This is a genomic window from Burkholderia sp. 22PA0106, assembly GCF_047497155.1.
Classification (GTDB): Bacteria; Pseudomonadota; Gammaproteobacteria; order Burkholderiales; family Burkholderiaceae; genus Burkholderia.
The window spans coordinates 1062977-1084001 of record NZ_CP163162.1 but is presented as its reverse complement, the minus strand read 5'-3'; the positions used below and the strand labels follow the sequence as shown (position 1 = coordinate 1084001).

Below are 21025 nucleotides of genomic sequence, written 5' to 3'. Positions count from 1 at the left end.
CAACGACGATTTTATTCGGCCACTATACCTATAGTTACAAATTGTTTCGACCAATTTAACAACGCCAGAGAGCCAATGGCAAGCCATTTTAGTTTTTCACCACATTTATTACAAAAATAATATTACTTAATATTTTTGAATTTAGATGGAAAGGCCTTTGAAGCCTCCCTGGCAAAATAACAAGCCAAGGCAGCCAACGTCGTCGGACAGCGCGTGATTAGCGATAAAGGAGCGGACCTGAAGCACCACCCTTGCGCACTCGTCACCCTCGCGCGCGCCCAGTCCGCCCCTGCATGAAATCAATAAACGCCCGCAGCTTGCGCGGCACATGAATGCGGCTCGAATAATAAAGATGGAAGCCGGGGAAACTCGGCCACCACGGTTCGAGCAGCGCCACCAGCCGGCCGGCGCGGATGTCGTCGGCCACTACCGCTTCGAGCGTGCAGCCGATGCCCGCGCCACTGCGAATCGCCGAGAGCAGCAGATCGCCGTCGTTGGTCAGGAACGGCCCGGGCGTATCCACGTTGAACGTTCGCGCGCCCTCCTGAAACTCCCAGCGAAAAATGCCGCCCTCCAGCCGCACGTTCAGGCAGCGGTGCGCAGCCAGATCGGCCGGCTCGCGCGGCATCGTCCGGCCGTCGAGGTAATGCGGCGCGGCCACCGTCGCGAGCCGCTGCGTGCCGCCCAGCGGCACCGACACCACGTCCTGCGCCAGATTCTCCAGCAGGCGGATACCGCCGTCGAAGCCGCCCGCGACGCTGTCCACCAGCGCGTTGTCGCAATGCAGCTCGACGGTGATGTCGGGATAGGCCTCCAGGAACGGCGTCAGGTGCGGCATCACGAGGATGTCGGCGGCCACGCGCGACACGTTCAGCCGCAACAACCCGGCCGGCCGGTCACGGCGGTCGTGCACGTCGTTGACGGCGCCGTGCAACGCGTCGAGCGCCGGCTGCGCGCTGTCGAGAAAGCGCCGGCCGATTTCGGTCAGGCCCACCTTGCGCGTCGAGCGTTCGAGCAGGCGCACGCCGAGCCGCGCCTCCAGCGCGCGCAGCGTCTGCGACAGCGCCGAGGTCGATACGCCCAGCTCGTTGGCCGCGCGCGTGAAGCTGCGGTGATGCGCGACTCGCGCAAACGCCGCGATGCCGGGCAGCATCTCCGGCGAGATCATTCGATTGTGAAGCCCATCTTCATGGTTCATCCCGTTCCACCGCTTTATCCGGGCCAAGGTGGCGCCTAGCATACAGGCTCACTTCACAATCAGGAGCAGGCATGACGCGACTCGCAGGCAAGACGGCCATCGTGACGGGATCTTCGAAGGGCATCGGCGCGGGCATCGCGCTGCGGCTGGCGGCGGACGGCGCGAAGGTGGTCGTCAACTACACGCGCGACGCCGAACCGGCGCACGCGCTGGTGGAACGCATCGTGGCGGCGGGCGGCGAAGCCGTCGCCGTGCAGGCCGACGTGGCCGAGCACGGCGGCCCGCAGGCGCTGGTCGAGGCCACGCTCGCCGCGTTCGGGCGGCTCGACATCCTCGTCAACAACGCGGGCATCTACGCGATCGATTCGATCGACACCTTCAGCGCCGAATCGATCGACCGGCACTTCGGCGTGAACGTGCGCGGCCTGCTGCTGATGACGCAAGCCGCCGCGCGCGCGTTGCCCGACGGCGGCGTGATCGTGAACATCAGCTCGGGCGTGGCGAAAAGCCCGACCGGGATGGCGCACGTGTACTGCGCGACCAAGGGCGCGGTCGACACGCTGACGCGCTCGCTCGCGCTCGAACTCGCCCCGCGCGCGATCCGCGTGGTCGGCATCGCGCCCGGCTTCACCGACACCGAAGGCAACAGCCACATCCCGCGCGAACTGCTCGCGCCGCTCATCGAGAAGACGCCGCTCGGCCGCTCCGGCAAGCCGGCCGACATCGCGGCAGCGGTGTCGTTCGCCGTGTCGGACGACGCAGGCTGGGTGACGGGCTCGACGATCGATGTGGCGGGGGGGCTGGTGTTCTGACAAGGTCGGATGCGTGGCCGGGGGGGCTGTAGCGGGTTCGGTGCTGGCCTCGGGTGCCAGCCTCGGGTGCCGGGGTCGAGTACCGGCCTCGGCCCCGGCCTCAGAGGCCCGCTCCGTCCCGCCTCAACCGCGATCACCCGCCCACACCACCGGCCGACGACCAGCCCACGGCCGCGCGCGCTCCAGTTGCCCGGCGAGCCGCAGCAAGATGTCCTCACGCGCAAAACCCGCCGCGAACTGCAGGCCGATCGGCAGGCCCGATTGCGGATGCGTTTCGAGCGGCACCGACATCGCCGGCACGCCCGCGACATTGAACGGCGGCGTGAACGGCGCATGGCCGAACACGCGCGCGGTCCATTCGAGGCCCGTCATCGCGTCGGCGCCCGCGCCGTACACGCCGATGGCGGGCGGCATCTGCGGCAGCGTCGGCGTGAGCAGCACGTCCACCGCCTCGAACCAGCCGCCCACCGCGCGCGCCACCGTGTTGCGCCCCGCCAGCGCCGCCGCGAATTCCGACGCGCGCGCCGCCTGGCCATGACGAAAACAGGCCAGCGTGGCCGGCTCCAGCGTCGTGAGATCGATCGGGCGGCCGGTGGCCGCCGCCAGAGCGTCGATCCAGCCCACCAGCGTGGCCGTCCAGATCGTCGCGTTCAGTTCGACGAACGCCTCCCACGACATGCCGAGCGACGGCCGCATCTCGATCACCGTATGGCCGAGGTCTTCGAGCAGTTGAACGGTGGCGCGCGTGGCCGCCGCGATGGCGGGATCGGTGCGGCTCGCGTCCCATGGATCGATCATCACGCCGATCGTCAGCGCGCCCGGCTCGCGGCCCACTTCCGACAGGAAGCTGCGCGGCGGCGCGGCCGTCACGTACGGGTCGCCGCTCGCGTGCCCCTGGATCGCGTCGAGCAGCGCGGCGCTATCGCGCACGCTGCGGCTCACGCCCAGTTGCACGCCGAAGCCCGCGAACACCTCGTCGAGCGCGGGGCCGTTCGAGCTGCGCCCGCGCGTGGGCTTCAGGCCGAACAGGCCGGTGCTGGCGGCCGGCACGCGGATCGAGCCGGCCGCGTCCGTGGCATGCGCGAGCGGCACCGCGCCGGCCGCCACGGCGGCGGCCGATCCGCCGCTGGAGCCGCCCGCGCTCAGTGCCGTGTGCCACGGGTTGCGCGTCGCGCCCTGCTGCACCGATTCGGTCGCGGTGCTGAACGCCATCTCCGGCGTGGTGGTGCGGCCGATCGTCTGCAGCCCGGCCGCGCGAAACCGCGACATCAGCCAGGAGTCGTGCTCGGCCACCAGGCCCGCCGCGAGCCGGCTGCCCAGTTCGACACGCTTGCCGCGCATCGAAACCGCAAGATCCTTGATCAGAAACGGCACGCCGGACAGCGGGCCGGCGGCCGGCTGCGCGGTGTCCGCGTTGCGGGCGTCTGCGTTGCGGGCATCGGCATCGCGGGTGTCAGCATCGCGGGCGTCTGCGTTACGGGCGTCTGCGTTACGGGCGCCTGCGTTGCGGGTGCCTGCGTTGCGGGTGCCCATATCGCAGTTGCCAATACCACCAGCGTCGCCAACGCCACCCTCGACGGCCCAGTGCTCGATCACGGCGTTGATCTCGGGGTTGACGGCGTCGATCGCCCGACGGGCCAACTCGGCCAGTTCCGACGCGGTCACGTCGCCTGCTGCGACGCGTTGCGCCAGGCCGATGGCGTCGTGGCTCGCGTATTCGTTGAGGTTCATGGATGCCTTCCCGTTGGAAGCGATGGAGAAGGTCACACGATAGGGGTTGGCGAGGCGGCCGATTAGTCGGTCAAAGCGGCAAGGATTGCGCCATGGGTGGCACGATTGGCGTGCTAATCTGCCGCCATGACCGCCCACCCTCGCCCGCTTTTCCGCCGATGAGCCGCGACCTCAACGACACGCTGGTGTTCCTGCAAGTGGTTCGATCGGGCAGCTTCACCGCCGCCGCAGCCGCCTTGCAAACCCCGAAAACCACCGTCAGCCGGCGCGTGCGCGAACTGGAGGCGCACCTCGGCGCGCACCTGTTGCACCGGACCACGCGCAAGCTTCGCCTCACCGAAGCGGGCACCGCCTACTTCGAGCATTGCCGCGCGATCGCCGGGCAGCTCGACGCAGCCGAGCACGCCGTGCAGCGCATTCGCGGCACACCGGGCGGCTGGCTGCGCGTGACGCTGCCCTACTCGTTCGGCGCGACCTGGATCGCGCCGCTGATCGCCGGCTTCTGCACGCGCTACCCCGACGTGCGGCTCGACATCGTCGCCTCGCATATCCCGATCGACCTGTTCGGCGAGGACGTGGATGTCGCGCTGCGGCTCGGCGCGCTGCCCGATTCGAGCCTCGTGGCGCGCCGGCTCGGCACCTTCTCGACCGCCGTCTACGCCAGCCCCGCCTATGTCGAACGGCACGGCGCGCCGGCCACCCCGGACGATCTGCCGCAACACCCCGTGCTCGCCCTCCACCAGGCGCGCAGCGACAGCGGCTACCTCTGGCCGCTGCGCAAGGCCAGCCGCAAGCCGGCGCGCTACGCCGTGGAGCCGGTGATCGTGGCCAGCGATCCGGCGCTGGTGCTCGACGCGGCGCGCGCCGGCCTGGGCCTGCTGCTGGCGATGGACGCCGGCATGGCGCCCGAGGTCGAAGCCGGGCGGCTGGTTCGCGTGCTGCCCGACTGGATCGGGCCGCCACAGGATTTCAACGCGCTGTTCCCTCGCGAGCGCGCGCCGTCGCCGAAGCTGCAGGCATTCCTGCATTACCTGAAGACGCAGTTGCGCATCGGCGAAACCGGGCCGGCCGATTAACGATGAGTTTCGACGGAATCGGCGAATGAAAATCACCGATTATCAATTCATGCCGAATTCGATTATTCGGCATGGGCCCAATTTTCTTTCAAAAACATTTCAACACCGAAAACACGGTTATCCCGGTAAATCTGGCCGTATCATGACGCCCGCCATCCTGCGGCACATGACGTCATATCCCAATCAAATCAACCAGGACTCATTCCGAATGAAAAAGCTGCTCGTGTTGTCCGGCGCATGCCTGATCCTTTCGCAAAACAGTTTCGCCGAAACGTCCCCCGAATATGCGGCCTGCCGCGATCGCGCGGCCGGCAACGCGGTGCAACTCGACCTGTGCGTCGAGAAGGAATTGGCGATTCAGGACACGCGCCTGAACAAGGTCTACGGGAAACTGGCCCACAAATACGGCAGCGATCAGGCCAAGCGCAAGGCGCTGAAGGCCGACGAACTGGCCTGGCTGAAAAACCGTGACGAGGAATGCCAGAGCGGTAACGGCGGCGTGACGCTGCCCGATTGCGAATTGCGCAAAACGGACGCGCGTGCGGATGAACTCGAGTCGCGCCTGGCGAATTGATGGTGCATGGGGCCGCTGCGAATCGGGATGAGAATCGAGATGAAAATCGGCATGATCCGGACAACACCACATGCCGATCCCGAACCCGGCGCGCCCCATTTTTGAAGCGAATCACGTCAAACCGCTTCTAAGGTAGCCGCAGCCACCCGGCCGGCTCAATCGACTTGCGCCTTGACAGCCGTTTGCATCGCCGGCAGCCGGGCGCAGAACGTGGTTCCGCCTTCCAGGCTGGAGCGCACCTCCAGCGTTCCGCCATGCGCGATCGCGATCTGATGGCAAATGAACAGGCCCAAGCCCAGCCCGCCGCCAAGCCGGCTGTCGGGTGACCGCCAGTACGGCTCGAACAGCCTCGGCAGCAGATGCTCCGGAATCGGATTGCCCCCATTGGTGACCGAGATCGACAGGATGTCCTGAACGTGGCTCACGTCGACACGGATCGGCTGATCCTGCGCGCCATGCGTCAACGCGTTGCCGAGCAGGTTAGACAGAAGCTGCTGCATTCGGCGCAGATCGACCTGCACGGAGGGCGCGACGGATATGTCGGACACGATCACGCGAGTGGGATTGGCCACGGTCAGTTCGTCCACCACCGCAAACAGATGCGTGTCGAGCAGTTCCACCGTCTCGATCGACATGGCGATGCCCGCACCGAACTGCCCCCGCGCGAAATCCATCATGTCGCCGATCAGGCCCGTCATCCGGCTCACGGTGCGTCGCAGGCGCTGGCCGGCCGCGACCACCTCGGGCTCCGACGGGCGCCGGACCAGCCACTCCGCCGTGGCGTTGACGGTGGACAGCGGGTTGCGAAGGTCGTGGCACAGCACCGCGATGAACTGCTCGCGCAAGCCCGCCGTCTCCTTCTCCTTCCTCAACATCGCGTCGGCCGACCACAGGCGCAGTTCGTTATCGAGTTGCATGCCGATCAGTTGGGCAAACACCTCGAACATGCGCACGATGCGCGGCTCCGATACCTTCGCCGGCCGCGCATCGATCGCGCACAGGTTGCCGAAATAGCTGCCGTTCGGCAGCACGATCGGAATCGAAATATAGCTTTCCAGCCCGTATATCTGCCCGGTGTGATGGCCGCGATAGGTGGCGTCCTGGCTGAACTGGTCGATGACGATGGGCGCGTTGAGCGCGCGGGATTCGAAACACAGCGTGGTTTTCAGCTCGAGCTGGCCGCCCGGCTTCAAGCCGAAATCGACGTTGTCCAGCACCGCGCAAGCCGTCCAGGTGGCGTCGGTCACGCGCGCGACGGCCGCGAAGCCCATCCCTGTTTCGTCGCAGATCATTTTCAGGATGGAAGGCACCGCGCTGATGCGATTCACGGCGCCGATATCCCGCGCAATCGATTCGTGCGAATCCGGCGACACCCCTGGTTCGTTTTTCATGCAACACCCCGCTGCGCCGTGTGCTCGGCGGCCCACCCGGGCCGCATCGTCTGGCGCGGTCGAAACCCCACGCCCACACGGGAGATTCGCGATTATAGCCTCGGGCCTGCGGCATTTTGGCGAGGGATCGCGCGCCGGAGCGACAGGCCGATCCCTCGGCGAGGGGCCACACCAGCGCCTACCGCCCCGTTCGCCCGAAGCTCGCCCCCGCCGGCGCATCGGGCCGCGTGCCCGGATACGTCTTGCGCAGCTTCGCCACCTGCGCGGCCGTCACCGGCGCCCCGCTGTTGCCCCAACTCGTGCGCACGAACGTCGCGACCTCCGCCACTTCCTGATCCGACAGCCGCCAGCCGAACGGCGGCATCGTGAACGTCGACGGCGCGGTGTGCGTGCCGTTCAGCGCCGCGCCTTCCAGCACCACGTGAATCAGCGAGGCCGGATCGGCGCCCTGCACCACCGGGTTGCCGCCGAGCGCCGGGAACACGCGCGTGTAGCCGCGGCCGTCGCTGCGATGGCAGGCCATGCAGTTGTCGACGTAGACAGCCGCGCCGGCCTTGCTCGCGTCGCCGGCGCGCAGCGCCTTGGCGGCCGCGTCGTCGTACGCATACGGCGTCTCGCCGGTCGCGCGTGGCGGCAAGGTCTTCAGGTAACGCGCCATCGCGTTCAGGTCGGCATCGCTGAGGTACTGCATGCTGTGATCGACCACGTCGGTCATGCCGCCGAACGCCGCAGTGTGGGCGTTGCGGCCGCTCTTCAGGAACTGCACGATCTCCGGCTCGGACCACGTGCCGAGGCCGGTGCGTGGCTCGCCGCGCAGGCTGGTGGGCACCCAGCCGTCGATGGCCGCGCCGCCGGCCAGGAAGTCGAGGCCGTCGGCATCGGTCAGCGCGCGTTCCTGCATGGTCGGCGCGCGCGGCGTGTGGCACGCGCCGCAATGGCCGAGGCCCTGCACGAGGTAGGCTCCGCGCGCGAGCACGGCGTCGGGGTAGCGCGCGGCGTCGAACGGCTGCGGCGCGGGCGCGTACAGCTTGCGCCAGATGCCGAGCGGCCAGCGCATCGACAGCGGCCAGACGATATCCACGGGCCGGTTGGCCTGCTCGACCGGCGTCACGCCGTGCATGAAGTATGCGTACATCGCGCGCACGTCTTCGTCGGACAACCGCGCGTACGACGGATACGGCATCGCCGGATACAGCGTGTCGCCGTTCTTGCGCACGCCCGAACGCACGGCGCGATCGAAATCGGCCAGGCTCCAGCCGCCGATGCCGCTGGCGGGGTCCGGCGTGATGTTGGTCGAATAGATCGCGCCGATCGGCGTGGCGAACTTCAGGCCGCCCGCGAACGGCTTGCCGCCCGACGCGGTGTGGCAGGCGATGCAATCGCCGGCCCGCGCCAGATATTCGCCGCGCTTGAGCAGATCGGCGGCCGCGACGGAGGAGGCCGAGACCGAGGCCGAAATGGAAGCCGATGTCGATGCCGATGCCGATGCTGATGTCGAAGCCGATACCGCAGCCGTCGAAGCCGCAGCCCCGTCGGCCCACGCCTGAGCCGCCGGCCACGCCACAACCGCCACCACCCCGGCCATCGCCACCACCACTGCCGCCGCCCGCGCCAACCGCGTGCCCCTAGAAAAGATGCTCTGCTTCATACGCTCACCAACGGGCCGGGGTTCTTCAGATACTGCGTGCGGATCGCGCGCGCCGACCAGTAGGCCAGCGCGGCCACCAGCCCGGTGGGGTTGTAGCCGATCCCCTGCGGGAACGCCGATGCGCCCATCACGAACACGTTGTGCACGTCCCAGCTCTGCAAATAGCGGTTTAGCACGCTGGTCTTCGGGTCGGTGCCCATCACCGCGCCGCCGACGAGGTGAGTCGTCTGGTACTGACGCGCGTCGAAGTGCTTGCCGAACTCGCGCGTCGACACGCCGATCGCCTTCGGCCCCATCGCCTCGGCGATCTTCTTCATCTGGCCGGTCACGTACTGCGCCATCTTGATGTCGTTGTCCTTCCAGTCGAACGTCATGCGCAGCAGCGGCTGGCCGTACGAATCGCGGTAGGTCGGATCGAGATCGAGGAACACGTCGCGGTACGACATGTTCGAGCCGTGCGCGTCCATCGACACGGTATGCGCGTAGTTGTCCTTGACGGCCTTCTTCCACGCCGAGCCCCAGGCCGGCGTGCCGGCCGGCGTGGCGATGCCGCTGATCGGCTTGGTGCCGGCCTGGTTGACCCACAACGGCGACCCGCCGACGAAGCCGAGCGGCCCGTGGTCGAAGTTGTCGGCGTTGAAATCGTCGACGGCCACGCCGTTGCCGCCTGCGCCCACGAACGGGTTCGTCCAGGTGTCCTTGTCGAAGAACGCCTTGATGGTCGAGAGGTTCTGGTACGCGAAGTTGCGCCCCACCACGCCCTCGCCCGACACCGGGTCGTAGGGCTTGCCGATGCCCGACAGCAGCAGCAGATGCACGTTGTGATACTGGAACGCGGCCACGATCACGAGATCGGCCGGCTGGAACACCTCGCGGCCGGCCGGGTCGACATAGGTCACGCCGGTGGCGCGTTTCTTGTCGCCGTCGAGTTCGACGCGCAGCACATGGCACTTCGAACGCAGCTCGAACTTCGGCTCCTGCTTGAGCGCGGGCAGGATGTTCAGGTTCGGCGACGCCTTCGAATACATGTAGCAGGCATAGCCGCTGCAATAGCCGCAGAAATTGCACGGCCCCATCTGCACGCCGTACGGGTTCGTATACGGCCCCGACGTGTTGGCCGACGGCAGCCGGTACGGATGCAACCCGATCGATCTGGCGGCGTCGGAGAAACGCTGCGCCGAATAGGTATTCAGTTGCGCGGGCAACGGAAAGGGGTTGCTGCGGCTGGCCTCGAACACGTTGCCGTCGCCCACCACCTTGCCGTCCACGCGATAGGCCTGCCCCGAGGTGCCGAACACCTTCTCGGCGAAATCGAAATACGGTTCGAGTTCCTCGTAGCTGACGCCGTAATCCTGGATCGTCATGCCTTCGGGGATGAACCGCTTGCCGTAGCGTTCCTCGTAATGGCTGCGCAGGCGCAGCTCCTCGGGCGTGATCCGGAAATGCACGCCCGACCAGTGCAGCCCCGCGCCGCCCACGCCCTCGCCGGGCAGGAACGCCGCGAGCTGGCGATACGGCAGCGCGGTGTCGCCGGGCGCGTGGCGGATCGACACGGTCGTCTTCGACAGGTCGAGGAACAGCTTCTTGCGCACGCTGTAGGTCAGCTCGTCGAGCGTGTTCGGGTAAGCGCCGTCAGGGTACGTGTCGCGATATTCGCCGCGCTCCAGCGCCACCACCGACAGCCCCGCCTCGGTCAATTCCTTCGCGAGGATCGCGCCGGTCCAGCCGAAGCCCACCACCACGGCATCGACATGCGGTTTCTTCTCGGCCATCAGCCACGCTCCCCATTGATCGACAGCGGCGCGTACGGATAGGCCTTGCCGTCCTGATTGACGAAATCCATGAAATCCGCGCGCGCGCCGGGGAAGCCGATCATCTTCCACGCGGCCATCTCGCGGTTGCCGCCGTGCACCGGGTCGCAGAAATAGCCTTCGCGCGTGTTCTGCAGCAATTGCCCGAAGAACGTCTTGGCCGGCACGTCGCCCAGCTCCACCTTGCCGGCCTCGAGCGCGCCGAGCACGCCGTCGCGGGTGGCCGCATCGAGGTCCGCGAACGGCTTGCCGTAGGCGGTACGGCAATAGCGGTTCACCGCCGCGATGCCGAGCCGGTAGATGTCGCGCGGCACCAGCTTGAGCTGGTAGCCCAGTTCGGGCGCGCCCTCCTGGAACGGCCCCTGCATGTACCAGGTCGCGCCGTGCGCATACGGCGTATCCATCTGACGATCGATGAATTCGGGCGCACCGGCTTCGAGCGCGCCGGGGCCTTCGGCATCGGCGGGAATCAGCCGGTCGCAGGCGGCGTTCACGAACGCCCATTCGGCGGTGTCGAAGAAGCGCGGCTTGTAGGGGCCGCTGGCGGCGGCCTGGGACGACGTCTGAGCAGAAGCCGCAGCGCTTGGCTGGCCGAGATCGCAGCCGGCCAGCGAAGCGGCCGGGACGAGCGCAATCGTCGTCTGCAGGAAACGGCGTCGCGAGCCCGGCTTGTCGGGAGGGGTGGTCATGATGGGGTCCGTTCGTGATGGGAGCGACGGGTGCGGGACGACAGGCGTCGAACGCCACGGCCCCGCCATCTCGAAAAATACGCGATACCGCGGCCGGATTTTTCGTTTCGACGCAATTTGGCGCTCGCAGTATAAATGGAACCGGTTCCATTGTGCGATATTCAGTCGCAACGGCTTATTGCATGATTGGCATCAATCGCGCGACGGGGTGCTGGGCGGCGTCAGACGGGACGGGAGAAGCGCTTGCGGTAGACGCTCGGCGACACGCCGACGAAGCGTTGGAAGCGCGCGCGGAACGTCACGGGGGAATCGAAACCGGTCGCGGCAGCGATCTGCTCGATCGACGCCGGCCCCGTTTCGAGCCATTCCTGCGCGCGGCGGATGCGCTGCCGCAGCAGCCACTGGATCGGCGTGGTGCCGGTCTGGTCGCGGAACCGGCGCGCGAACGTGCGCGGCGTCATGCAGGCCTGGGCGGCCAGCGTGGCGACGTCGAGCGGTTGATCGAGGTGGGCCACCATCCAGTCCACCACGCCCGCCAGGCTGTCGCGCGGCGCCGGCGCCTGCTGGTGAATGAACTGCGCCTGGCCGCCGTCGCGATGCAGCGGCGCCACCGCCAGCCGCGCGGCGTGCGCGGCGATGGCCTGGCCGTGATGCCGGCGCACCAGGTGCAGGCACATGTCGAGGCCGGCCGATGCGCCGGCCGAGGTCACGATCGAGCCGTCGTCGACGAACAGCACGCCGGGATCCACCGACACGGCGGGATAGCGGCGCGCCAGTTCCTCGGCGGCGGCCCAGTGCGTGGTGGCGCGCCGCCCGTCGAGCAGGCCCGCTGCGGCCAGCACGAACGCGCCCGTGCAGATCGAGGTCACCAGCGCGCCGCGCTCGCTCGCGGCCCGCAAGGCGCGCGTGACGGCGGCCGACTGCGGGCGCCGCGCGTTCTCGATGCCGGGCACCACCACCATGTCCGCGTCGGCCAACGCCGCCAGCCCGAACCGCACGCGAATCTCGAAGGCGCCCGCGCTGACGCGCGCCGCCTCGCCGGCCACCCGCACGCCATAGGCGGGCGCGCCGCCGGCGTCGAGCACGCGACCGAATACATCGCAGGGGATGCCGAGATCGGACGGGACGACGCCTTGCAGCGCCAGGATGACGACGGTTCGCATGACGGGCGGGGGCAATCGAGGAAAGGGAAAACGAACTTTATCAGCCGATGGCAGTAAACGATCTGATTTCGTCAATCCTGCCACTCTCGCCAATGCGCGCATGGACGTTATAAATGCACTCCCCCCTCAACGTCCGACCGCGAGACCGACATGCCCCCTCCCTCCCCCCTCGACGCGCTGCGCCGCCTGCGCATCTCCTGCATTGCCGAGGCGATCACGCTGCTCCTGCTGCTCTGCGTGGCCGTGCCGCTCAAGCATCTGGCCGGCGCGAATTGGGCCGTGCATCTGATGGGGCCGGTGCATGGCCTCACGTTCCTCGCGCATGGGTGGCTCGCGCTGCGCACGGCGTCCGAAGCGAACTGGCGCGGTACCGACACGGCCATGCTGCTGGGGCTGGCGCTCGTGCCGTTCGGCGGCTTCGTCAATGCGGCGCGCCTGTCGCGCCGAATCGCCACGCAGCGAGCCGAGGCGGCCCGATGATGACGCTTGCGATGCTGTATCCGTGGCTCAAGGCGCTGCACGTCGCGGCGGCGCTGGTGTTCGTGGGAGGCGTGAGCGCAGGCGCGCTGTGCCTGTCGGCCGCGCCGCACGCGGCGGGCGCGCAGACGCTCGCCGCCGTGCTCGAGCGCTGGGACCGCTACGTCACCACGCCCGCGATGTTGCTGGTGTGGGGCCTCGGCCTGGGGCTGGCGACGATGGGGCACTGGTTCGACGGCGGGCGCTGGCTGATCGTCAAGCTCGTGTTGGTGGTGGTGCTGTCGGGCTTGCACGGTGTGCAGTCGGGGCGCTTGAGCGCGCTGCGACGCGGTGCGGCGGTCCGGCCGTGGCGGGCTGCGCCGGCGGTGGTAGTGCTGGTGGCAGGCATTGCGATGCTGGCGGTCGTCAAGCCGTTTTGAGGAGACCGTCGCGCCTTCAGGCGCTCAAGACGCCAGCAGGCATTGCGATAGGCAGTCGCCAAGCCGTTCTGAGGAAATCGCCGCGCCGTCAGACGCTCAAGACGCCGGCAGGATTGCGATATCGGCAATCGCCAAGCCGTTCTGAGGGAACCGCCGCGCCGTCGGACGCTCAAGACGCCAGCAGGATTGCGATACCGGCGGTCGCCAAGCCGTCTTGAAGGGACCATCGCGCCGCCAGACACTCACGACGCCAACAAGAAACACGCGTCGTAAGCCGCCGACATATACCGCTTGACCGTCCGCTCGCTGATGCCCTGCCGCTCGGCGATCTCCGCGTACGTCAGCCCTTCGAGCTGCGACAACAGGAACGCGCCGCGCACCTTGGCCGGCAGCCGGTCGAGCATCGCGTCGATTTCGTGCAGCGTTTCGAGGATCAGGCAGCGCGCCTCGACCGACGGCGTCATCGCCTCGGGCATCAGCGCCAGCGCGTCGAACCAGGCGCGTTCGAGCGAGCGGCGGCGGTAGTGATTGAGCGCCAGCCGGCCGGCCACCGTCGTGAGGTAGGCGCGCGGCTCGCGCAGTTCGCGGGGGTCGAAATCGGCGCCGGCCCAGGCGGTCAGCACCCGCGCGAACGTGTCCTGGGCCAGGTCGGCCGCGTCCGACGCGTTGCCGAGCTTGCGGCGCAGCCAGCCCTGCAGCCACGCATGATGGTCGTGATACAACGCGCTCACTTCACGTTGCACGTCGGATCGAACAGCGGACATCGAAACAACCCCTTTTTGCGACAAACACTTCGATTCGATTTCGAAGTGAAGATAAGAATGATTCGCATTTTATAGAATCATCGGCGTTGCGCAATCGATCGATGCAGGGCGACATGGCCGTGATCAACCCGGTTCATGCGTTTGCTCGACTGGTCATACCAGTATGAACAAATGAAACCTCCCCGTTCGAACGCATCCGCTCGACGCGTCACGCTGCGTTTCGGGCCGTCATTTGCCACCGAAGGCCCATGCCACGCCCGCTTTCGGCGCTTTCCGGCCGCCTCGCACCCGAATGACGCACGCGCTCCGCTCGAAAACGGTGCATCACCCTCCCCCATCGCCGTCGAAGCTGGTTAGACCAGCCTGCCGTCGCATGGCCCGGCTCTTGCTAAATGAAAGCGGGGGCCGGCCGACGGCCCGACCGACTGACGACAACACCTACAGAGAACTCGCGATGGACTTTCGATCGAACCGTACCGCCTCCCGCCGCGCCTGGCTCGCCGCGCTGCTCGCCGCTCCCGCCCTGCTGGTGCTCGGCGCGCCCGCCGCCCAGGCCGATGCGCTCGACACGATCGCCAAGAGCGGCGAGTTGCGCGTGGCGGTGCCGGAAGACTATCCGCCGTTCGGTTCCGTCGGCACCGACATGCAGCCGCAAGGCTATGACATCGACACGGCCGCCCTGCTGGCCAAATCGCTCGGCGTGAAGCTCAAGCTGGTGCCGGTCAACAGCGCGAACCGCATTCCGTACCTGACGACCAACAAGGTCGATCTGGTGATCTCGTCGCTCGGCAAGACGCCCGACCGCGAGAAGGTGATCGATTTCTCCGCCGCCTACGGCCCGTACTTCCAGGGCGTGTTCGGTCCGGCCGACATCAAGGTCGCCGGCCCGGCCGACCTGACCGGCAAGACCGTCGGCGCGACGCGCGGCGCGCTGGAGGAAATTGCCCTGACGCAGATGGCGCCGAACGCCACCATCAAGCGCTTCGAGGACAACAACGCCACCATCCAGGCGTTCCTGTCCGGCCAGGTGCAACTGATCGCGGCGGGCAACATCGTGGCCGCGGCGATCCTCGCCAAGAACCCGCCGCGCCGCCCCGAAACCAAGTTCGTGATCAAGAACTCGCCGTGCTTCGTGGGCCTGAACAAGAACGAACCGCGCCTGCTCGCCAAGGTCGACGCCGCGCTCGCCCAGGCCAAGAAGGACGGCGCGCTCGACGCGATCTCGAAGAAGTGGCTGGGCCAGCCGCTGCCGGCCGGCCTGTAACGTGTAACGGCGCACACCGCGCGCCTGCCCGCTTCCGGCTTTGCGCCCCCGCCGCCGCGCCGCTTCCGGCCGTGGCGGCGGACGCCTGGCCGACCGACTCCTTCCACCGATCCGCATTCGAGATGACCTACCAGCTTCAGTTCGGCGAGCTTGCCGAGTACGCGGGCATGTTCGCGAGCGGCGCCGCCACCACGCTCGCGCTGACCGCCGTGTCGACCGTGCTCGGCCTGAGCCTCGGCGTGCTCGGCGCGGCCGCCCACGACACCCGCGCGCCGGGCCTCGCCTGGCTGCGCGGCGCGACCGGCGCTTACGTCGAGGCAATCCGCAACACGCCGTTCCTGGTGCAACTGTTCTTCGTGTTCTTCGGCCTGCCCGCGCTCGGCATCCATATCGGCGAGGTCACGGCCGCCGTGCTGGCGATGACGCTGAACCTCGGCGCCTATTCGGTGGAGATCGTGCGCGCCGGCATGGCCGCCGTGCCGCGCGGCCATCACGAGGCGGCCGCCGCGCTGGCGATGTCGCGCGCCCAGGCGTTCCGCCACGTGGTGCTGCCGCAGGCGTTCGCCAAGGTGTTCCCGGCGCTGACGAGCCAGATCGTCATCACCATGCTCGGCTCGGCGGTGGTCTCGCAGATCTCGGTGACCGACCTGACCTACGCGGCCAGCTATATCCAGTCGCGCAACTTCCGCGCGTTCGAAACCTACTTCGTGATCACGCTCGGCTATCTGGCGATGGCGCTGGTGCTGCGCTTCGCGCTGAACACCGCCGGCCGCCGCCTGTTCGCGCGCCGCGCCATCGGAGGCGCGCGATGATCGAATTCACGTTTGGCCAGATCCTCGCCAACCTGCTGCTGGCCGCGCGCTGGACGGTGGTGCTGTCGCTGGTGTCGTTCGCGCTGGGCGGCGCGGTGGCGCTGGTGCTGCTCGCGATGCGCGTGTCGAACAACGCGCTGCTGCGCGGCATCGTCAAGGTCTATATCGAGGTGTTCCAGGGCACGCCGCTGCTGATGCAGTTGTTCGTGGTGTTCTTCGGCCTGCCGCTGCTCGGCCTCGACGTGCCGCCGTGGGTGGCCGCCACGCTCGGCCTGACGTTCTTCACCAGCGCGTACCTGGCCGAAATCTGGCGCGGTTGCGTGGAAGCGGTGCCGCGCGGGCAATGGGAAGCGTCGTCGAGCCTGGCGATGAGCTATCTCGAACAGTTGCGCCACGTGATCCTGCCGCAAGCGGCGCGCATCGCCATCGGGCCGACCGTCGGCTTCGGCGTGCAGGCGATCAAGGACACCGCGCTGGTGTCCATCATCGGCTTCACCGAATTGACCAAGGCCGGCCAGGTGATCTCGAACGCGACGTTCCAGCCGTTTCTCGTCTATGGCCTGGTCGCCCTCATCTACTTCGCGCTCTGCTATCCGCTGACCCGCTGGGCGCGCTCGCTGCAAAGGAAATGGCATGCCGCTCGTTGAAACCCGCGCCCTCGAAAAGAACTTCGGCCAGAACCACGTGCTGAAAGGCATCGACTTCAGCGTCGAGCCCGGCCAGGTGGTGACCATCATCGGCCGCAGCGGCTCGGGCAAGAGCACGTTCCTGCGCACGCTGAACGGGCTGGAGAGCATCGACGCCGGCTCGATCACGATCGACGGCACCACCGTGGACGCGCGTCGCGGCGACCTGCGCGCGCTGCGCCTGAAGGTGGGCATGGTGTTCCAGCAATACAACCTGTTCCCGCACCTGAGCGCCGGGCAGAACGTGATGCTGGCGCAGACGGTGGTCAAGCAGACCAACAAGCATCAGGCGCGGGCGATCGCCGAGCTGATGCTCGAACGCGTGGGGCTCGGCGAAAAGTTCGATGCGTTTCCCGAACAACTGTCGGGCGGGCAGCAGCAGCGCGTGGCAATCGCGCGGGCGCTGGCGATGAAGCCGGCCGTGCTGCTGTGCGACGAGATCACCTCGGCGCTCGATCCGGAACTCGTGGCGGAAGTGCTCGGCGTGGTCGAGCAACTCGCCAAGGAAGACATGACGCTGATCATGGTCACGCACGAGATGCGCTTCGCGCGCGCGGTCAGCGATCAGGTGGTGTTCATGCACCAGGGCCGCGTGTGGGAAAGCGGGCCGCCGGAGCAGATCTTCGAGGCGCCGCAGACGATCGAACTGCAACGGTTCATCCAGCAGTAAGGCGCGCCCTGCGCCTGTTGTAAGCGGCATGCGGCTGCGCCTTGCGGCGCAGCATCGCCGCGCGCTCACTGCCGTGCGTGCCGCCGCGCCGAACATCGGCACGCGGCTTGTGCAACGCGTCAGCGCCGATCGTTACGGCCCCTCGCGCTCGTGATCGCCGGTAACACGCTTCGCGGGAACGGCCGCGTTCCCGAGCGAGTCCATGTCAACGTAACGAACGCAGCGCGCGTGCCGCCCCGCTGTCGCACCGACAGCGCAGGCAAGGCCACGTCGACGCACCCCGCCGCGTTCGGCTCGCCGCCGTATCGATGCCGGCTCGCTGCTCCATGTTTCACGCCGCCCGTCATCATGGCTTCACGTCGCTACGGTATGTCCGATGTCCCGCGCCGCCGCGCGGTTGCCCTGCCTTCGGAGTCCACCATGTTGAGCCCCCATGAACTCGCCACCCTGATGCTGATTCACGGCGCACCGGATGGTATCGATCCGGGCCGCGTCGAGATCGATGCCCTGCTCGCCCATCGCCTGGTTTCGGTCGAGCCCCACGCGGACGGCGTCGCGCGCCCGGCCCTGACGGCCACCGGCCGCTCGGTGCTGGCCGCCGCCGGGCGGCTTGCGTCGAGCGCACCGGATGGGCGCGACTACGTGTGAGAGGGTTGGATGGCGCAGCGGGCCGTTTCGGCGAATTCGGCCGACATGCGCCGGGTTCGCGCGCTGGCGGTTTCGCTGCGTTGGCGCGCGTGCGGTTGAAACGATCGTCGCGCCGTTGATGCGCTGGCCGTTCGACGGCCACTGCGCTGCGGTGCCCGCGTGCTCGCCCCGGCTGGCCTGAACGCCGCCCCCGCCGCCCTTCTCCCCGTCCCGACCCCGCATTTCCGGGCGCGACAAATCGCCCCACTTCTCGCGACGAACGCCCACCGCGCCGTCACGGTTGCCTCACAAACGACGCAAAACCGTGCGCACTGGTTTACCATCGCGCGATGCCGTCGTCCTCTCCCTTCCGCCGCCGTCTGACCGCCTGGCTCGGCCTGCTTGCCGTCTGGCTGCTGGTCCTGATGCCGCTCGCCAGCCAGCTGGAGGAGGCCGCTGCCGCGCAGCGGCCGGACGCGCCGATCTGCGCCGCGGCGCAGCATCCGGGCCGGCCGGGGCAACCGCACGACGCGCTGTCCGCCTGCGGCTACTGCACGCTCGCGGCTTCGCATGTGTACGCGCCGCCCGGCGCCGCAACGGCCGCCGCGCTGTTCCAGCGCCGCGTCGAGCGCGCGCCGCGCCTCGCGCAGGCGCTGCCGCCGCGCCGCTTCCTCTCGCTCGCCGCTCCGGCCCGCGCCCCACCCGCCTTCGCCTGATTCCGTCGTTCCGTTCGATCGCGCCGCCCGTGTGCCGGGTTGCCGGGCTGCACGCCCGCGCAGGCAGTTAGGCGCCCGCGCCCTCGTTCGGCTTTCTGATTTTCATGGCGAGATTTCCATGTTCAAGCGTTTGACCGTTTCCCCTTTCAGCGCCGGACGGCGCACGGCCGCCCTCGCGATCGCCGGCGCGCTCGTCGGCGCCACGCTGCTGGCCGGTTGCAAGCAGAACGAACCGTCGTTCAACAACCTCGACATCACCGGCAACACCCAGTTCGGCAAGGATTTCGCGCTGCCCGACACCGACGGCAAGATCCGCACGCTGGCCGACTATCGCGGCAAGGTCGTGGTGCTGCTGTTCGGCTATACGCATTGCCCCGACGTGTGCCCGACCACGCTGGCCGAACTCGCGCAGGCCTTGCAGCAGCTCGGCCCCGATGTCGCGAAACAGGTGCAGGTGCTGTTCGTCAGCGTCGATCCGAAACGCGACACGCCCACCGTGCTGTCGCAATACGTGAGCGCCTTCGATCCGTCGTTCCGCGCGCTGCGCCCGGCCGACGACGCGCAACTGAAGCAGGTCACCAACGATTTCCGCATCAGCTACGAACAGGTGGCCGGCAGCAAGCCCGACAACTATTCGATGAACCACACGGCCGCGAGCGTGATCTTCGATCCGAACGGCAAGCTGCGCCTGTTCGCGCGCGACGGCCAGGGCGTGCCGCCGTGGGTCCACGACCTGCCGCTGCTGATCAAGAGCGGCGGCAACTGATGCGCACGCGCCGTTCCGGCCGCCCGTCCACCCCATCGACCGAATTCATCAAGGAATCCCGCATGAAAACCGCACTCCGCCTGCTCGCCGCCGCCCCCCTGTTCGCCTGCGCCGCCGCCTTCGCCGCCCCGGCCGACGTCACCGTCTCGCACTGCTGGGTGCGCGCGATGCCGGCCGGCATCCCGTCCGGCGGCTTCTTCGAGCTGGCCAACGCCGGGGCGAAGCCCGTCGACCTGACCGACGTCGGCGCCGACGCGTTCGGCATGGCGATGATGCATCAGACCCAAAGCAACGGCAGCATGTCGAAGATGGTCATGGTCGACAAGGCCACCGTGCCGGCCAAGGGCACGCTGGCGTTTGCGCCGGGCGGCTATCACGTCATGCTCGAGGAGCCGAAGCAGCCGCTGAAGATCGGCTCGACGATCCCGCTGACGCTGACGTTCGGCGACGGCGAGAAGCTCACCGCGCAGTGCAAGGTCGAAGGCCCGAAGGGCATGTCGAAGTAAGCCGCCCGTCCATCCCAGGAGTTCAGACATGAAGATTCTCCAGCCCTTGTTGCACGGCGCCGCCGCCGTGCTGTTCGCCGCCGTCGCCCCGCTCGCGTTCGCGCACGCCCATCCGAAGCAGCGCGTGCCCGACGCCGGCGCGACGGTGCCCGTCGCCACGGCCAACGTCGCGATCGATTTCGACGAAGGGCTCGAACCGGCGTTCAGCTCGCTGAAGGTGACCGATGCGGCCGGCCAGGCCGCCACGCGCGATGCGTCGAGCGTGAGCGGCAGCGACAAGAAGCACATGAGCGTCGATCTCGCCGCGCTGAAGCCGGGCGTCTATACGGTGAACTGGGTGGCCGTGGCCACCGACGGCCATCGCACGCAAGGCACGTATACGTTCACGGCGCAGTAAGCCGCGCGATCCGGCGGACAGCCGGATCGCCCATGCGACAAGGCCCGCGCGGCATGCCTGCCGCGCGGGCCTTGTTCATTTCACGCCCTACCGTACCTGCCGCGCTAATCCCCCGACGCCATGCCGGCATCGAGATCGACATACGCGCCCGGCTGCAGCAAGCGCCCCTTCCACTCGCGCGAGCCGGCCAGGAAGCACGCGGCCAGTTTCGGGCCGGCCGGCGTCAGATGCAGCGTGCTGTCGCCGCCGCACGGCCAGCCGTCGATCGTCTGGCCCGGGCTGAGGTCCACCCGCACCGTATCGCCCGAGTTCTGCGGAATGAAGATGAACGCGTCGACGAGCACGTTGCCCACCGGCACCGGATGCGGGCTGCGAATCGCCTGCAAGGTGCGCTGCGCGCCCAGGCCGAACAGGCCGCCGGTTTGCTCGTAATCGGCGGTGCTGCCGGGCGGGAACGTCACGCCCGATACTTCCAGCGGTTGTTTCGTCACTTCGGTTCTGAGGCGCGTGCCCTCGCCGAGCGCGTAGCTGGAGAGCAGCGACACCGCCAGGTAGATCGCCGGCAAGCAGAAAAACAGCGCGGACCATGCGAGCCGTTTGACCACCGACAGCCGGCGGCACAACCACAGGCCCACGAACAAGGTCAGCCCGCCCCAGATCGCGACGAACACCGTGAACGCCGCCATGGCGACGGCGCCCAGGCTGCCGACATCGGCGCGGCTTGCCGAGGGGAACAAGGCCAGCGACGGCAACACCAACGCGCCGAGGCGCAGGCGGGTAATGGAAAGCAGGTTCAGGCGAACGGGGTGGCGGTCGAATTCGGGCATG

General features: G+C 68.0%; 23 protein-coding genes. 14 read left to right on the top strand and 9 right to left on the bottom strand.

The genetic code is table 11. The annotated features are described in order from the left end of the window. Positions 1–262: 262 nt before the first annotated feature. Positions 263–1198 carry a LysR family transcriptional regulator gene (locus tag AB4850_RS04705; RefSeq protein WP_414441441.1) on the bottom strand — a complete coding sequence of 312 codons (936 nt, stop codon included), beginning with the start codon at positions 1196–1198 and terminating at the stop codon, positions 263–265. A gap of 71 nt (positions 1199–1269) precedes the next feature. On the opposite strand from AB4850_RS04705, the gene AB4850_RS04700 reads away from it, so the two are divergent. Beyond that, a complete protein-coding gene (locus AB4850_RS04700) occupies positions 1270–2010 on the top strand; it encodes an SDR family NAD(P)-dependent oxidoreductase (protein ID WP_414441440.1) in 741 nt (246 codons plus the stop codon). Between the two features lie 123 nt (positions 2011–2133). Here AB4850_RS04700 and AB4850_RS04695 read toward each other — a convergent pair whose 3' ends face one another. Then, positions 2134–3741: an amidase gene (locus AB4850_RS04695; protein ID WP_414441439.1), complete on the bottom strand. Its 1608-nt coding sequence runs from the start codon at positions 3739–3741 to the stop codon at positions 2134–2136. Between the two features lie 158 nt (positions 3742–3899). On the opposite strand from AB4850_RS04695, the gene AB4850_RS04690 reads away from it, so the two are divergent. Together AB4850_RS04690 and AB4850_RS04685 are read left to right on the top strand one after the other, a co-directional pair. Then, on the top strand, positions 3900–4817 hold the full coding sequence (locus tag AB4850_RS04690) for a LysR substrate-binding domain-containing protein (RefSeq protein ID WP_414441438.1): 918 nt from the start codon (positions 3900–3902) through the stop codon (positions 4815–4817). A gap of 25 nt (positions 4818–4842) precedes the next feature. After that, positions 4843–5391: a lysozyme inhibitor LprI family protein gene (locus AB4850_RS04685; protein ID WP_414441437.1), complete on the top strand. Its 549-nt coding sequence runs from the start codon at positions 4843–4845 to the stop codon at positions 5389–5391. Positions 5392–5546: 155 nt separating this feature from the next. Here the strand turns inward: AB4850_RS04685 and AB4850_RS04680 are convergent, their stop codons facing one another. The 5 genes from AB4850_RS04680 to AB4850_RS04660 form a co-directional block, all read right to left on the bottom strand. Continuing rightward, on the bottom strand, positions 5547–6719 hold the full coding sequence (locus AB4850_RS04680; RefSeq protein WP_414441436.1) for a sensor histidine kinase: 1173 nt from the start codon (positions 6717–6719) through the stop codon (positions 5547–5549). A 241-nt stretch (positions 6720–6960) separates the two neighbouring features. Beyond that, positions 6961–8367 (bottom strand): cytochrome c, encoded by a 1407-nt coding sequence (locus AB4850_RS04675; RefSeq protein ID WP_414441962.1) that lies wholly within the window; start codon positions 8365–8367, stop codon positions 6961–6963. A gap of 59 nt (positions 8368–8426) precedes the next feature. After that, positions 8427–10205, bottom strand: coding sequence for a GMC family oxidoreductase (locus AB4850_RS04670; protein ID WP_414441961.1), 1779 nt, complete (start codon positions 10203–10205; stop codon positions 8427–8429). After that, a complete protein-coding gene (locus AB4850_RS04665; protein WP_414441435.1) occupies positions 10202–10930 on the bottom strand; it encodes a gluconate 2-dehydrogenase subunit 3 family protein in 729 nt (242 codons plus the stop codon). Before AB4850_RS04665 ends, AB4850_RS04670 begins: the two co-directional genes overlap by 4 nt. 221 nt (positions 10931–11151) lie before the next feature. After that, a complete protein-coding gene (locus tag AB4850_RS04660; protein WP_414441434.1) occupies positions 11152–12093 on the bottom strand; it encodes a GlxA family transcriptional regulator in 942 nt (313 codons plus the stop codon). Positions 12094–12243: 150 nt separating this feature from the next. Here AB4850_RS04660 and AB4850_RS04655 point away from each other — a divergent pair, with 150 nt between their 5' ends. Together AB4850_RS04655 and AB4850_RS04650 are read left to right on the top strand one after the other, a co-directional pair. Continuing rightward, positions 12244–12573 (top strand): DUF3817 domain-containing protein, encoded by a 330-nt coding sequence (locus AB4850_RS04655; RefSeq protein ID WP_414441433.1) that lies wholly within the window; start codon positions 12244–12246, stop codon positions 12571–12573. Next, positions 12570–12989 carry a CopD family protein gene (locus AB4850_RS04650; protein WP_414441432.1) on the top strand — a complete coding sequence of 140 codons (420 nt, stop codon included), beginning with the start codon at positions 12570–12572 and terminating at the stop codon, positions 12987–12989. The genes AB4850_RS04655 and AB4850_RS04650 overlap by 4 nt, the downstream gene beginning before the upstream one ends. Before the next feature lie 242 nt (positions 12990–13231). Here AB4850_RS04650 and AB4850_RS04645 read toward each other — a convergent pair whose 3' ends face one another. Beyond that, entirely contained in the window at positions 13232–13753 is a 522-nt protein-coding gene (locus tag AB4850_RS04645) for a sigma-70 family RNA polymerase sigma factor (protein WP_414441431.1), read from the bottom strand. 454 nt (positions 13754–14207) lie between these two features. On the opposite strand from AB4850_RS04645, the gene AB4850_RS04640 reads away from it, so the two are divergent. The 9 genes from AB4850_RS04640 to AB4850_RS04600 all read left to right on the top strand — a co-directional run bounded on the left by AB4850_RS04640 (position 14208) and on the right by AB4850_RS04600 (position 20197). Beyond that, positions 14208–15017 (top strand): transporter substrate-binding domain-containing protein, encoded by an 810-nt coding sequence (locus AB4850_RS04640; protein WP_414441430.1) that lies wholly within the window; start codon positions 14208–14210, stop codon positions 15015–15017. 122 nt (positions 15018–15139) lie between these two features. After that, complete coding sequence (locus AB4850_RS04635; RefSeq protein WP_414441429.1) at positions 15140–15829, top strand: amino acid ABC transporter permease; 690 nt, start codon at positions 15140–15142, stop codon at positions 15827–15829. Continuing rightward, positions 15826–16476, top strand: coding sequence for an amino acid ABC transporter permease (locus tag AB4850_RS04630; protein WP_414441428.1), 651 nt, complete (start codon positions 15826–15828; stop codon positions 16474–16476). Before AB4850_RS04635 ends, AB4850_RS04630 begins: the two co-directional genes overlap by 4 nt. Continuing rightward, positions 16463–17185 carry an amino acid ABC transporter ATP-binding protein gene (locus AB4850_RS04625; protein ID WP_414441427.1) on the top strand — a complete coding sequence of 241 codons (723 nt, stop codon included), beginning with the start codon at positions 16463–16465 and terminating at the stop codon, positions 17183–17185. The genes AB4850_RS04630 and AB4850_RS04625 overlap by 14 nt, the downstream gene beginning before the upstream one ends. A 420-nt stretch (positions 17186–17605) precedes the next feature. Beyond that, positions 17606–17833, top strand: a complete 228-nt coding sequence (locus AB4850_RS04620; RefSeq protein WP_414441426.1) for a hypothetical protein — start codon at positions 17606–17608, stop codon at positions 17831–17833. Between the two features lie 329 nt (positions 17834–18162). After that, positions 18163–18528, top strand: coding sequence for a DUF2946 family protein (locus tag AB4850_RS04615; RefSeq protein ID WP_414441425.1), 366 nt, complete (start codon positions 18163–18165; stop codon positions 18526–18528). A gap of 118 nt (positions 18529–18646) precedes the next feature. Continuing rightward, the gene (locus tag AB4850_RS04610) at positions 18647–19294 is read left to right on the top strand and encodes an SCO family protein (RefSeq protein ID WP_414441424.1); all 648 of its coding nucleotides are present in this window, start codon (positions 18647–18649) and stop codon (positions 19292–19294) included. A gap of 62 nt (positions 19295–19356) precedes the next feature. Next, positions 19357–19800 (top strand): copper chaperone PCu(A)C, encoded by a 444-nt coding sequence (locus AB4850_RS04605; protein ID WP_414441423.1) that lies wholly within the window; start codon positions 19357–19359, stop codon positions 19798–19800. A gap of 28 nt (positions 19801–19828) precedes the next feature. Beyond that, positions 19829–20197 carry a copper resistance protein CopC gene (locus tag AB4850_RS04600; RefSeq protein WP_414441422.1) on the top strand — a complete coding sequence of 123 codons (369 nt, stop codon included), beginning with the start codon at positions 19829–19831 and terminating at the stop codon, positions 20195–20197. 104 nt (positions 20198–20301) lie between these two features. Here AB4850_RS04600 and AB4850_RS04595 read toward each other — a convergent pair whose 3' ends face one another. Beyond that, positions 20302–21024, bottom strand: coding sequence for a hypothetical protein (locus tag AB4850_RS04595; RefSeq protein ID WP_414441421.1), 723 nt, complete (start codon positions 21022–21024; stop codon positions 20302–20304). Between the last annotated feature and the right edge of the window lies 1 nt (position 21025).